Annotated in this window: 13 protein-coding genes and 1 pseudogene; 11 read left to right on the top strand and 3 right to left on the bottom strand. The window is 36.2% G+C overall.

Annotated features, from left to right (window positions below):
- The 7 genes from CN326_RS22160 to CN326_RS22130 all read left to right on the top strand — a co-directional run.
- Positions 1-2,028 (top strand): SH3 domain-containing protein (locus CN326_RS22160; protein ID WP_255258188.1); only part of this gene is annotated, 2,028 nt, incomplete at its 5' end.
- Positions 2,029-2,376: 348 nt separating this feature from the next.
- The gene (locus CN326_RS22155; RefSeq protein ID WP_098311132.1) at positions 2,377-2,973 is read left to right on the top strand and encodes a TerD family protein; all 597 of its coding nucleotides are present in this window, start codon (positions 2,377-2,379) and stop codon (positions 2,971-2,973) included.
- A 20-nt stretch (positions 2,974-2,993) separates the two neighbouring features.
- A complete protein-coding gene (locus CN326_RS22150) occupies positions 2,994-3,578 on the top strand; it encodes a TerD family protein (protein ID WP_098311131.1) in 585 nt (194 codons plus the stop codon).
- A gap of 29 nt (positions 3,579-3,607) precedes the next feature.
- Positions 3,608-4,186, top strand: coding sequence for a TerD family protein (locus tag CN326_RS22145; RefSeq protein ID WP_098311130.1), 579 nt, complete (start codon positions 3,608-3,610; stop codon positions 4,184-4,186).
- A 73-nt stretch (positions 4,187-4,259) separates the two neighbouring features.
- The gene (locus CN326_RS22140; protein ID WP_098311129.1) at positions 4,260-5,045 is read left to right on the top strand and encodes a TerC family protein; all 786 of its coding nucleotides are present in this window, start codon (positions 4,260-4,262) and stop codon (positions 5,043-5,045) included.
- Positions 5,046-5,124: 79 nt separating this feature from the next.
- Positions 5,125-6,756 (top strand): YceG family protein, encoded by a 1,632-nt coding sequence (locus CN326_RS22135; RefSeq protein ID WP_098311128.1) that lies wholly within the window; start codon positions 5,125-5,127, stop codon positions 6,754-6,756.
- A gap of 18 nt (positions 6,757-6,774) precedes the next feature.
- Entirely contained in the window at positions 6,775-7,857 is a 1,083-nt protein-coding gene (locus CN326_RS22130) for a toxic anion resistance protein (RefSeq protein ID WP_098311127.1), read from the top strand.
- Between the two features lie 99 nt (positions 7,858-7,956).
- Here the strand turns inward: CN326_RS22130 and CN326_RS22125 are convergent, their stop codons facing one another.
- A complete protein-coding gene (locus tag CN326_RS22125) occupies positions 7,957-8,181 on the bottom strand; it encodes a DUF1128 domain-containing protein (RefSeq protein ID WP_098311126.1) in 225 nt (74 codons plus the stop codon).
- Positions 8,182-8,346: 165 nt separating this feature from the next.
- Between CN326_RS22125 and CN326_RS22120 the strand changes: the two genes are divergently transcribed.
- The 3 genes from CN326_RS22120 (at position 8,347) to CN326_RS22110 (ending at position 10,350) form a co-directional block, all read left to right on the top strand.
- Complete coding sequence (locus CN326_RS22120) at positions 8,347-8,811, top strand: low molecular weight protein-tyrosine-phosphatase (protein ID WP_098311125.1); 465 nt, start codon at positions 8,347-8,349, stop codon at positions 8,809-8,811.
- A 175-nt stretch (positions 8,812-8,986) separates the two neighbouring features.
- Complete coding sequence (locus CN326_RS22115) at positions 8,987-9,475, top strand: DUF4075 domain-containing protein (RefSeq protein WP_098311124.1); 489 nt, start codon at positions 8,987-8,989, stop codon at positions 9,473-9,475.
- Positions 9,476-9,480: 5 nt separating this feature from the next.
- Entirely contained in the window at positions 9,481-10,350 is an 870-nt protein-coding gene (locus CN326_RS22110; protein ID WP_098311123.1) for a YihY/virulence factor BrkB family protein, read from the top strand.
- 186 nt (positions 10,351-10,536) lie between these two features.
- Here the strand turns inward: CN326_RS22110 and CN326_RS22105 are convergent, their stop codons facing one another.
- The gene (locus CN326_RS22105) at positions 10,537-12,465 is read right to left on the bottom strand and encodes a heavy metal translocating P-type ATPase (RefSeq protein WP_098311122.1); all 1,929 of its coding nucleotides are present in this window, start codon (positions 12,463-12,465) and stop codon (positions 10,537-10,539) included.
- Between the two features lie 268 nt (positions 12,466-12,733).
- On the opposite strand from CN326_RS22105, the gene CN326_RS22100 reads away from it, so the two are divergent.
- A complete protein-coding gene (locus tag CN326_RS22100) occupies positions 12,734-13,693 on the top strand; it encodes a DMT family transporter (protein ID WP_098311121.1) in 960 nt (319 codons plus the stop codon).
- Between the two features lie 121 nt (positions 13,694-13,814).
- Here CN326_RS22100 and CN326_RS22095 read toward each other — a convergent pair.
- Positions 13,815-14,068: pseudogene (locus tag CN326_RS22095) on the bottom strand (RNA-guided endonuclease InsQ/TnpB family protein); the annotation flags it as partial.

Genomic DNA, 14,068 nt, shown 5'->3' with positions numbered 1-14,068 from the left:
ACAAACAGTACCATTCTCGGAAACTTAAAACAAGGTGAAAAGATAACAGTATTAGGAAAAGAAAACGGCTGGGCGAAGATTGCATACAACGGAAAAGAAGGTTACGTTTCACTAGAATTTGTGAAATTAGAAGAGAAACCAGCAGAAAAGCCACCAGAAAATATCGTAACGGGTACTCAAGAGACAGGAACAGTAACGGCAACAAATTTACGAGTAAGAAGCGCAGCAAATACAAACAGTACCATTCTCGGAAACTTAAAACAGGGTGAAAAGATAACAGTATTAGGAAAAGAAAACGGCTGGGCGAAGATTGCATACAACGGAAAAGAAGGTTACGTTTCACTAGAATTTGTGAAATTAGAAGGAAAACCAGCGGAAAAACCAGCAGAAAAGCCACCAGAAAATATCGTAACGGGTACTCAAGAGATAGGAACAGTAACGGCAACAAGCCTACGAGTAAGAAGTGCAGCAAATACAAGCAGTACCATTCTCGGAAACTTAAAACAAGGCGAGAAGGTAACGATACTAGGAAAAGAAAACGGCTGGGCGAAGATTGCATACAACGGAAAAGAAGGTTACGTTTCACTAGAATTTGTACAAATTAGTACGGGTTCGGATGCTAACGATGGAAATAAAGGACAAGTGACAGAAGAAAGAGGAACTGTAAATGCATCTTTATTAAATGTGCGCCAAGGTCCTTCTACGAGTGCTTCAGTTGTAGCACGCTTACATAACGGTGAGTCAGTCTCAGTACTCAGCAAGGAAAATGGTTGGGCAAAAATTCGAGTGAATGGTGTAGAAGGCTATGTTTCTTTACAGTTCTTAAAATTAAAACAAGCATCTTCTTATGAAGTGGTCACAGCAACGAAAAAAGTTCAAAAGTCTAATGGGAAAGAAGCGGAACAAGAGTTACAAACAATGCAAGAAGATGGCTATATTGTTAGCGATGGTAAAGTTGTGAATATGAAACAAGGTTTTGTACGAGCAAATGGTGTAGTTAATATTTATGATATCGCGACTGGTAAGAAGTTAACATATGTACGAGATGGAGCTGACTTAAAGTTTGTAAAAGTGGATGGGGATCGTGTTTATGTAAAAATTGATGGTACCACAGGATATGTAAATATAGACGATGTAACTTTATATCCAAACATGCTTCATGAATCAACATCATACTATACAGTGAAAGATGGGAAGCTATATCACTACGTATATAATGCTTCTTCGAAAAAGTATACGACGTCTCAAGTTGGTAATGCGCCGAAGCATTTAGAAGAAGGTGAGCGTTATGAGGCATTTGATAAAACACAAATTGGTGGACAAGATAGTTATCAATATTTTGAATATATGCCGCTTCGCGTTACATCTACTTATACAGGGAAAGATATTAATGATTTCTTCAGAAAATATAGTCCAGATAGCCCGCTTATTGGAACTGGGCAATATTTCGTTAATGCAGCACAAAAATATAGTTTAAATGCAGGATATTTAGTATCACACGCCGTTTTAGAATCTGGTTGGGGAAAAAGTCGTATTGCGCAAGATAAGAAAAATTTATTTGGTTTTAGAGCGGTAGATTCTGATCCATACAACGGTGCAACGGCGTTTAATACATGGGAAGAAGGTATTGATTTCTGTGCTTCATATATTGATCAAAATTATTTAAATCCAAAGGGCTGGACATATAATGGCGGGAACTTGGGAGATAAATCACAAGGTATGAATGTTATGTATGCAAGTGATGAGAATTGGGGACAACAAATTGGTTCTCTTATGAATAGACTCGATGCTATGAATGGTGGAAAAGATTTAAATAAATACCAACTGGGGATGCTGCAACAAGGATCTGTATTATATAAAAATTTAGCTAATGAACAAGCTAGTTCAGTATCCAGTAATATTATGGTTGCAATTAAAAGAACGATTCAAACTTCAAATGGAACATATTATGAGCTGGTTTCTGATAACAAAGCGTATACGAGTGTGTATGCGAAAGCCGATTCTGTAAAACTTGTATCTTCATACTAAAAAATAGATAGTTTCATAACTTTTGTGTTACATAGAGATGAGTAATATGAGCATTAAGTTAGATGAAATAGGTAAACTTTTGTAAAGTCATTATGTACAAACAGAGTTACATTTAGAATTGGGCAAAAAATAATTCAAATATAAGCGTTGAGGGCCTTATATTTTATATGTGTTATTAGTAAAGCAGGAATTCTCGCACTTCTTACATCAGTACGATGAAATCAAATAAACGTTTTCGTATAATTACGAAATTATTCTTTTTCTCAATCTATGAAAAATGCTACAATATAAAGAAAGAATACAATATTTTCCTAGGTGGAAAGTGATTTGTAGAAAGGAAGAGACTTCATGCCTATTATTTTAGAAAAAGGACAGAAGATCGACTTAACGAAAGGACAACCTGGTTTAACAAAGTTACAAGTTGGCTTAGGCTGGGATCCGATGGAAAAATCAGGTGGATTTTTATCTTCATTGTTTGGAAGTAAGCCGAATATTGACTGTGATGCATCTGTAATTATGCTTGAAAATGATCGCTTTTTAAATAAACATGACCTTATTTATTTTGGAAATAAATTATCTTCTTGCGGAAGTATTGTTCATTCAGGTGATAATTTAACAGGTGAAGGAGCGGGCGATGATGAAACGATCTTTGTGGAACTCTCAAAAGTTCCATCTAGAGTGAACCGCTTAATATTTGTTGTAAATATTTATGATTGTGTGAATCGTCGTCAAGACTTTGGAATGATTCGCAATGCGTATATTCGTATTCAAAATCCACAAACACATGAAGAGTTGATACGTTATAATTTAACGGATAACTACGGCGGAAAGACGACGCTAATTACTGGTGAAATATATCGTGATAACAGTGAATGGAAATTCTCTGCAATTGGAGACGGAGCACAAGCTAAAAACTTAAGCGAAATTGTAACACGTTATCAATAATCTCTAAGGAGGCGCTATATATGGCAGCTATTTCATTACAAAAAGGACAAAAAGTAGATTTAACGAAAACAAATCCAGGTCTTTCAAAAGTAATTGTTGGTCTTGGCTGGGATACAAATAAATATGATGGACAAGCTGATTTTGATTTAGACGTAAGTATTTTCTTAGTTGGTGCAAACGGTAAAGTTGGCGGAGGAGAAGATTTTGTTTTCTACAACAATCCAATCGGAGCGAATGGTTCTGTACAGCATTTAGGGGATAACCGTACAGGAGACGGTGCAGGAGACGATGAAACAATTAAGGTAGATTTGAAAAATGTTCCTGCGCATATTGAACGCATTTGTTTTACGATTACAATTTATGATGGAGAAGGTCGTCGTCAAAATTTTGGACAAGTATCTAACTCCTTTGTACGCATTTTAGATGAAGAGAAGACTACAGAGCTAATTCGCTATGATTTAGGTGAAGACTTCTCAATTGAAACAGCGGTTGTAGTAGGTGAATTATATCGCCATAACAACGATTGGAAGTTTAATGCGATTGGAAGTGGATTCCAAGGTGGATTAGCTGCTTTATGTAAAAACTTTGGTTTAGACGTAGAGTAAAGAATCTATGTAAATAGAGGTGAATGGATATGGTCATTCAGTTACAAAAAGGACAAAAAATTGATTTAGGTAAGACAAGCCCAGGCCTTACAAAAGCAATTATTGGTCTTGGCTGGGATATTAAACAATATGACGGCGGATCTGATTATGATTTAGATGCATCGGCTTTCTTATTAAATCAAGATGGTAAATGTACGAAGGAAACAGACTTTATCTTTTATAATAATTTACAATCTCCTTGTGGTTCTGTTACACATACAGGTGATAATCGAACTGGAGAAGGTGACGGTGATGATGAGCAATTAGTTGTTGATCTAAGTAAAGTACCGGCTGATGTACATCGTATTGCCATTACAGTAACGATTTATGATGCAGAGGGACGCCGTCAAAACTTTGGACAAGTTGCCAATGCTTTTGTTCGTTTAGCCAACGAAGAAACAAATGAAGAAGTGATTCGCTATGATTTAGGGGAAGATTTCTCCATTGAAACAGCAGTTGTCTTTTGTGAATTATACCGTCATAATGGACAGTGGAAGTTTAATGCTGTCGGAAGCGGCTTCCAAGGTGGACTAGGTGCGCTTGTAAGAGCGTACGGCTTGGATGCGTAAGAAGGAAGCGACTTTCGTTTCCTTCTTTTCCGCTTTTTAGAAATTTACAAAGAGAATAGGAGTCAACAACGATATGGAGATTTTACACGGAATCCTTGATACGTATGCCCAGTTCTTTGATTGGGATATGTGGGTAAAAGTATTAACAGATCCAGTATCTTGGGGATTAATTGGTACGCTTGTTGTTTTGGAAGGGTTGTTATCTGCTGATAACGCACTTGTATTAGCGGTTATGGTAAAACACCTTCCAGCAGAAAAGCGTAAAAAAGCTTTATTTTACGGACTTATTGGTGCGTATGTATTTCGTTTTCTTGCCATCGGAATTGGTATGTACTTAATTAAATTATGGTGGGTAAAAGTGTTTGGTGCCCTTTACCTTGCATGGCTTTCTTTGAAACACTTCATTGATAAATCTAAAGAAAATGAAGACGAAGAAGCTCATGGTATGAAGCAAGATAGCATTCTATTTAGAATGTTTGGCATGTTCTGGGGAACAGTTGTAATGGTCGAACTAATGGATATCGCGTTCTCTGTAGATAGCGTTCTTGCGGCATTTGGTGTTTCAAATGAAGTATGGATTTTGCTTCTTGGAGGAATGCTTGGTATTTTAATGATGCGTGGTATTGCAGGTGTATTTTTAAGATTACTAGAGCGTATTCCAGAGCTTGAAACGACAGCATATATATTAATTGCAATTATTGCTGTAAAAATGTTCCTTTCTGTATTCCATATTGAAATGCCGCATTGGATGTTCTTTACAATTTTAGTTGTTGCATTTGGGGCGACATTTATTGTGCATAATATGAAAACATCTCGCCAAACTCGTGAAGAGGTGGCAGCTTCTAAGAAAGAAGATTAATAGGTTAATAGACTAAATGGGCTTGCTCTTTACATGGGCGCCCATTTTTTATAAACGTTTCGTTTGGAGGTGAACGAGTGTGTTTTCACGTTTTATATTTCATCCACAGCTATTGGGCGGGGAAGAAGCATTTAAACAATTTGAAATGGGTTTAGCAAAGCGTCCACATTATGAATTGACAGAGAATGATATACATTTTAGCTATGTCGGATGCCGCATTCTTGGTGTACCGAATGATGTGGATGGATACTATAACCAGTTATTTGATTATAGTCAAAATGAGAATATCACTGTGCTTCATGAACAAAATTTAAATAAAGTTATTCCTTCAGAGAAGCTTCGTGATATTCAAGAAGTTTTTTCATTACATCAACAAGCACCAAGCGGCTTAACTGTAAATCGCCTCGTTGCTCATTTGTCGGGAAAACGTTTGTTGCCTGAAGTTGACCATCCAGATATACAACACTACATACATACAACTTTTATTTCAATTTTAAAGCTATACGAAAAACAGCACAATCAATCGTTAAAAACAGAAGGTTTCCGCCGTTTTTTAATTGATATGATTAAGCTAAGTGAAAATTACGTTTCAAAATGGTTTTCACAAAAGGATTACAGAGTACAAATGCCCCAAATTATATGGTATGGTGATGCGTCAGAAAGTCAAATTTACTTTTTATACTTTCTTATTATGCTCGGATGTGATGTATTGTATTATCATCCAGAAGGAAAAGATGGATTTGAACAGGTCGATGAAGAAAGTCGAACATTTGTAATTTCGCATCCGAGCCGGATTTCACTTGAACCATTTCCAGATAAAAAGCGGGAGCGCGTTGCAACAGTTGCATATCAAGCGTCGAAAGAAATTGAGCAAGTGCTTCATCATGATAATTCACTCTTATATAAACCGTGGCAATTTCGAGCATATACGCCAGTTGCGCGTACATTAAAGACAACATATGATGAACTGTTTATCCTTACGAAAGAGAAGGCATTTATAAGACCAACATTCTTTGTAGACAATCAACATATTTATATTCCATCGTTATTCGCAAAAGTGTCCGGTGTTTCTAAAAATGAGAAAGAATATTTTCAAAGATTGAAAATGTTAACATCGTATGAAAACAGTATATTAATAAATCAATTTCCGTTTACGAAAGAACAGAAAGCCAATTTTCAATTCCATTATCGCGATGCATTAGATCGTTCTGGAAAGCTTCATGCACAGAAAATCATTCAAAGTCATTGGTGGCCGCATAAACGCTTACCGGAAGGATTACAATACGGCATTGCTGAAGCGATTATTCATACATGTGAAAGTAAGCTTTACAAGAGAATGGGAACAGAGACAGAGCAAGATGCTGCTTTATATGTGTTTGCGCAGCTTTCACAAATTCCGCCGAACATACTTGAACAGCTTGAGAAATTCGACTATTCGCAAGAAGTACCAAAAATAGTCATATTTAACAACGAAAAAAGTGGAGAGCTTACGCGTTCCGATGCGGTATTAATGCTCTTTTTAAATCACATTGGTGTAGATGTTTTACATTTTAATCCGACAGGACGTAATGATATTGAGCAGTACATTGAAGCGGGAGCTTTTGACTCACATTGGTTAGAAGAAGTGAGTTTTGATGTAGAGTTTCACGGCCCATCGGCCTATAAAAATTTATCAAATACTTTAAAAGGGCTATTTCGTCCATTTTTATAAAGGAAGGAAGATCCATATATGAATCCGATTGTATTAGATTCAAAAACAACAGAATTGAACGAGCAAACATCACAAGATATTCGTCTCCAGTTAAGACAAGATCCTGAAGTACAGCGCATCTATAATGCGGTGGATATAAAAGATCAATTGGAATTAATTGAGCTAGGAAAAGAGCCATCTGTAGAAATTTCTCGATTTGCTGATCAAATTTTACAGACGATGACATTATCTAAGGTAGAAGATTCCGGTGAGCTATTAAAACAGCTTGGGAAAATTATGGACAAGTTTGACAGTAAGGATTTCGTTGAAGAAAAAGGCGGTTTTTTCTCTCGTTTATTTAAAAAAGGAAATCAAATGATTGAACAAATCTTTAATAAGTATCAAACGATGGGACGCGAAATGGATAAAGTATACGTGGAAATCACGAAATATCAAGATGAAATGAAGCGTTCAATCGGTACGTTAGATGGTTTGTATGATCAAAACTTAAAATACTATTTAGATTTAGAGAAATACGTTGTTGCGGGTGAAATGCTACTTGAGCGTCTGCAAACAGAATTAGTTCCAATGTATGAAGAGCGCGTTCGTAACAATGATCAACTTGCAGGAATCGAGCTGGAATCATTAAAAAACTCTGTAGAGATTTTAGAGCAACGCATTGACGATTTAGAAAAAGCGCGTATGGTTGCACTATTAACAGCACCGCAAATTCGTATGATTCAACGTGGTAACAACAAGTTAATAGGGAAAATTAATACAGCGTTTATTACGACAATTCCTATTTTTAAAAATGGTATTATTCAAGCCGTAAATGCAAAACGTCAAAAGCTTGTTGCTGATTCAATGGCAGAACTTGATCGCCGCACAAACGAGCTATTGAAGAGAAATGCACAAAATATCGCGACGCAAAGTGTAGAAGTAGCAAAATTGGCGGGTTCTTCAAGTATTAAGATGGAAACTCTTGAAGAGACTTGGAACATTATCTCTAAAGGTGTTCAAGAAACAAAACAAATTGAAGAGCAAAACAAACGTGAGCGTGAAGAAAGCCGTAAGCGTATGGCAGACTTAACGGATAGAATTAAAAAGGAAATGCAAGGATAATGACTGATATGAAGTGAAACTTCCATAAGTGGGAGGCTTACTGCCCGCGAATAGCGAGATAAAAAAGGCAATGAGGATGCTCCTCATTGCCTTTTTATTTTATTTTTTAATTAATGAGCCTAATTCTTCTGTAATAGCTTGCATCTCACTAATACTAAATGTTTCGCGTTTCATAACGTGTTCATAAATGTCACGTAAATCTTCATACATATCTTCATTGAAATTTGAAGCTCTCATTGCTCCGGCGTTTACCATGCGTAATTTTTCTTTAATTGCTTCTACCATATATTCAACGTTTTCTTGTGTTTTTACAGATAAATCCACGAAAGTGCCCCCTTTTAAAGTAACATAGACTTATCTTAACATTTTTTATCATTTTCGTTAACGGAAGTTTGAACTCGTATTAAATTAGTACCTATTTCCTTTATAAGTAATTGTTGATTGTTTATACTAAATATAACAAATGCATCATGAAGGGAAGAAACAAATATGGTTCGAGTTTTATTTGTTTGTTTAGGAAACATTTGTCGTTCTCCGATGGCAGAAGCAATTTTTCGTGAGCTTGTAAAAAAAGAAGGATTAGAACAAGCGATTACTGTTGATTCTGCTGGAACCGGAGATTGGCATATCGGTCACCCGCCTCATCATGGCACACAAAAAATTTTAACAGAAAATGAAGTGTCCTTTGAAGGAATTAAAGCACGTCAAGTAGAAAAAGAAGACTTAACAAAGTTTGATTACATAATTGCAATGGACAATAAAAACTTAGACGACTTAAAGGCTTTAGGAAAAGCAGGCGGCTATATTGGCAGACTATCCGATTTTGTTCCAGACGGTGGCTGGACAGATGTTCCGGATCCATATTTTACAGGGAACTTTCAAGAAGTATATGACCTTGTAACAGAAGGATGTGCAAAATTGTTAGCGTTCATTCGAAATGAGCAAGGAATATAAGGATGTTAGTTCAGAAAGTATAATGTGAAACTTCCATTGGTGAGCATCGCTACTTATGGTTAGTTAAACCAATCGAGCTCTTATGGGGAGGTACCTCAAGGCTATCACCTTTAGGATTCATTGTCCGTTAGAGTGAGATAACTTTCTAACAAAATAGATGAAAGGGTGAAGGAATATGGAAAAGAAGGGAAATATTGTACGAAACATTGCAATCGGTGTGGCAGCAGGTGTGGCGGTTTCTATGTTAAAGAAAGAAAATCGTGAGAAAGTGAAGTATACGGCAGGAAAAGCGAAAACAAAAATGATTGAAATTGGTGAAAATGCAAAGCTAAAAGAGAAGATGCAAACAGTTACAGATAAAGGGCGCGAAATTGCTGACTTTAATGTTGTAAAAGCAAAAGTGGCAGAAATTAAAAAATTAACGCCAGCTGTTGTTGAAACATTAAAAGAGACGAAAGATATTTTTAACAAGAAGAAGAATAATGCGAAAGAGAAACCAGAAACAATTGAAATTCAAGCGGTTGTACCAACAGAAGAGCTAAAGACGGAAGAAGAACTGATTGTAGCAGAAGATAGCGGTACGAAGGAATCTATTGTAGAAGAGAAGAAGTCAGAAGCGTTTATTGAGCTAGAACAAAATCAAGAAGAAAAGAAAAGCGTTTAAAAAAGATGAGAACATTTTTACAACAAGCAAGAACTCATCATGTTTTCACATTTGGGAAAGACTTATATGATCGAACAATGCGAGATGATGTGGCAGGCTTATCAGCACAGCTTGCCTATTTCTTCTTGCTTTCTATGTTTCCAGCACTTGTTTTTTTAATAACTCTTCTTGGATATATTCCAATTCAGACAGAAGATGTATTAGGCTTTTTACAGAATTATGCTCCTGAAGATGTATTGAGTTTAATTGAAACAAATGTAGATACAATAGTAAGTGAACAAAATGGCGGATTATTATCGTTTGGTTTACTTGCAATGTTATATTTTGCTTCGAATGGTGTAAATGCTGTGATGAAGGCATTTAATCGTGCTTATGATATTACTGAAACACGTTCATATATTGCAACAAGAGCATTGTCAGTTGTATTAACATTAGCAACGATTTTTATGATTGTTTTTGCTTTAATTTTACCTGTATTTGGCCAAGTAATTGGATCAGCAATTTTTAAAATTTTAGGTTTATCTCATGAATTTTCGCTTGTTTGGAGTATTGTTCGATTACTATTAAGTTTTCTCGTATTATTTGGTTTATTTTGCTTTTTGTATAAATTTGCTCCAAATCGTCATGTAAATAGAAGAGAAGTGATAACAGGAGCATTATTTGCTACAATCGGATGGATTGTGGCATCGTATTCATTTGCATTCTATGTCGATCACTTTGGAAATTATTCTAATACATACGGTAGTCTCGGTGCTATTATTATTTTAATATTATGGTTTTATTTAACTGGCTGGGTGATTTTGCTTGGTGGAGAAATTAACGCACTCTTGAATTATTATCGAATGAGTGACAATAATTCCCGTAATCAAAAGTAACCTTCTGTTCCATACTAAAAGGGAATAGGGGGGATTATTCATGGGCCAAAATAAAACTGGCAATAGCAAAAACGATAAAAACCAACGTAAACAACACAGCAGCTCACAGCCAAAACATAAAACGAGCAGCAGTGCAAACGGACATAACGGTTATCATTAAAAAAAGGGTTCCATATTGGAACCCTTTTAATTATTTGCTTTTAATAATCGTAACCCATTTAAAATAACGAGAATGGTACTTCCTTCATGACCGATGACACCTAATGGAAGTGCTAAAAATTGTAGGAAGTTCGAACAAATGAGCAGCATAATTACTGTCAACGAAAAGGTAACGTTTTGCTTTACAATACGATTCATTCGTTTTGATAAGCGAATTGCTTGTGCTAAGCGAGAAAGTTCATTTTTCATCAAGACAACATCTGCAGTTTCTAAAGCAACATCAGTTCCTTCTCCCATCGCAACTCCAATACTTGCTGTGGCTAATGCAGGAGCATCATTAATGCCATCACCGACCATTGCCACTGTACCATATTTCTTTTTCAATTCTTTTATTGCTTCCACTTTTGTTTCTGGTAAGCAAGATGCATAATACTCTTTAATATTACTTTCAGCAGCGATGGTTTTTGCCGTTTGTTCATTATCGCCTGTAATCATAATCGCTTCGATACCAAGGCCTTGAAGCTCGTGAATTGCTGCAATTGTTTCTTGGCGTAGTGTATCTTTCAAGGCGATAATACCAAGAATACCTTTCTCATCGCCTATATATACAACAGTTTTTCCTTCTTGTTCTAAATGTGTTGAAACGCCGTTATGGAATAATGTTGCTTCTGCACCGATAAAATCAGCTTTCCCGATTTTATAAGCTTTGTTTTGCAGTATTCCTTTCAAGCCAAATCCGGTTACATCTTCTACGTTTTCTGGTTTTGTTAATGTAATATCATATGCGTGTTTTGCATATTTAACAATTGATTCTGCTAGAGGATGTGTAGAATGACTTTCAATAGATGCTGTAATGTACAATAACTCTTTTTCAGATACTCCATCACGCGTATATACATCTGTTACTGTTGGTTTTCCTTGTGTTAATGTACCTGTTTTATCGAAGGCAATGGCTTTTAATGAAGCGAGTCTTTCTAAATGAACACCGCCTTTAAATAAGATGCCATGCCTTGCACCGTTTGAAATCGCCGATAACGTAGCTGGTGTAATGGCTGCAACGAGCGCGCAGGGAGAAGCAACAACGAGTAGAATCATTGCACGGTAAAATGTTTCATTCCAGCTCCAGTCAAGAGCATAGTGAGGAACAAACATCATGAGCCCTACAACAAGAAGTACTCCTTTCACATATGTTCCTTCAAATTTTTCAATAAAAAGTTGTGAAGGAGATTTTTCACTTTGTGCATTTTGCACGAGACGAATAATTTTTTGGAACAATGTTTGATCGCTATGTTTTGTGATTTCTACTTCAATGGCACCGCGCAAGTTAACAGTTCCCGCGAATACTTCGTCGCCTGGTCTCTTTTCATTTGGAATTGGTTCACCTGAAATGGCAGCTTCATCAATATTTGTTTCGCCAGTGTGAATTACACCGTCAGCAGGAATACGTTCACCTGGCTTAATTAAAATGATGTCACCAATATGCAGCTGCTGGACTGAAATACGTTCTTCTACTCCGCGAGAGATGCGCAGTGCTTCTTCAGGTTGTAAGTCGAGCAGTGCTGAAATTTCTTTTTGACTTTTATCCAGCGTGTAAGCTTCCATAGCTCCGCTTAAAGCGAAGATAAAAATTAATATGGCACCTTCTGTCCAGTAGCCGATAATGGCTGAGCCGATAGCCGCAAAAATCATGAGCATTTCGACATTCAGCTCTTTTTCTGCAATTGTGTCTTCAATCCCTTCTTTTGCTTTGGCATAACCTCCAATTACATAAGCTAATACGTAAAATATGGTTGCAGCTGTTGTAATATCATTCTTTGTTAATAACCAACCTGCCAAAATAAAAATTCCAGATGTAATCGCAAAAATAAGTTCATAATGTTTTTGGAATGTTTCCAACCAGGATGGAGAAGTTGGCGTTGTTGCTTGTTTTGATAATACTTTTACTTGTGTATTCATAGCTTTTTACTCCTTTCATTGAGAAAAATAATCATCATCGAAACCCTTATAAAACGACGAAAGCTGCCATCCATACGGATAGCAGCATTTCTTAGAAAACACATTCTGTGTAGTATTCACTTTATTATTATTCTAAATTGTAACATATGTTTCCAAATAGAGAAAGATTTTTTTATTCACTGATTTGAAGTGAAAATACTTGTGTTTTTGAGTTTGCTTTGTTATATATGAATATTGTTCGTAAAAAGTACGGAAAGGAAGACATTACGTGAAGACAGAAAGATTTTTTACACATCCGCTCGGCGTATTTGTAGCGGCATTAAGTGCAACGTTTCTATGGGGCAGTGCGTTTCCATTTATTAAATTAAGTTATGTACAGTTAGACATTCAACCTCATGAAGTAGGTGAACAAATTTTATTTGCAGGTTACCGATTTTTCATAGCGGGATTCATGCTCTTATTCTTTCTTAAAGTATTGAGGAAAAATGTATCTTTCCAAAAAGGTACAGCGAAGCAACTTGTTCAGATCGGTTTGTTTCAAACGTTTTTACAATATATCTGTTTTTATATTGGCATGAGTTATAGCACTGGGATTGAAGGAGCAATTATTTCTGGAACATCTTCATTCTTTCAAATTCTGCTGGCACACTTTCTGTATAAAGATGATTCATTAAATATGAGAAAAATTGTTGGAGTATCAATTGGGTTTTGCGGTGTAGTCCTTGTAAATATTCCAAAGGGGGATATGGATTTTCACTTTGGTATTGGCGAATTGTTATTATTAGGTGCAGCAATGCTGTACTCATACGGTAACATTTTGGCGAAAGAAGGCAGTAAAACAATGGATGTAGGCTATATGACTGCATATCAAATGATTATTGGTTCTTTAGGTTTATTATTCATTGGGATTTTACAAGTTGGGTTCACACCATTTACATTCCATATGCAAACGTTGCTGATGCTACTATACTTATCTTTCTTATCAGCAGCGGGATTTTGTATTTGGAATACAGTGATGAAATACAACAAAGTTGGAAAAGTATCGATGTACATGTTCTTCATTCCAGTGTTTGGTGTAATATTATCAAGCTTAATTTTAGGTGAAGCGATTCATTCTTTCGTATTGTTTGGCTTGGCATGTGTAGCGACGGGAATTATTGTGGTGAATCGTGCACCTATGGGGAAGAAAACGGAGCAAATACAAAAGCAGCGTGAAGAGGTTCAGTAAGAGCCTCTTTTTTATATGTAAAGTTAGGAAATATGAAATGGAATTTTTTTTAGAAAGTGATGGAGTAATGAATACTCCCCCACTTAGCAAAGCTTGAAGTGGGGGTTTCTAACGTTTAGACCTAACGGACGATTAACGTCAGTGGAGTTAACACACTAGCGAGTTGTTTCACGCCTAACCCCTCTATCCCGTTTGTCCATGCATTCGGGACTACTTTTCGTAAAATATTAGCCGCAGCATTTACGTCCGCGTTGATTTCGATTCCTTTTGCAGAACGATACATACCACGCTTCATTCGTTTTCCTGAAAACGTTGTATTTTGGTCATTTGTTCCATACGTTGGAATAAAGTCATTATCTAGAAAACTTGCTTTTG

It is taken from the genome of Bacillus sp. AFS018417, assembly GCF_002560985.1.
In the GTDB taxonomy this organism is placed as follows: Bacteria; Bacillota; Bacilli; order Bacillales; family Bacillaceae_G; genus Bacillus_A; species Bacillus_A rhizoplanae.
This window is presented reverse-complemented; position numbering and strand designations above follow the sequence as displayed.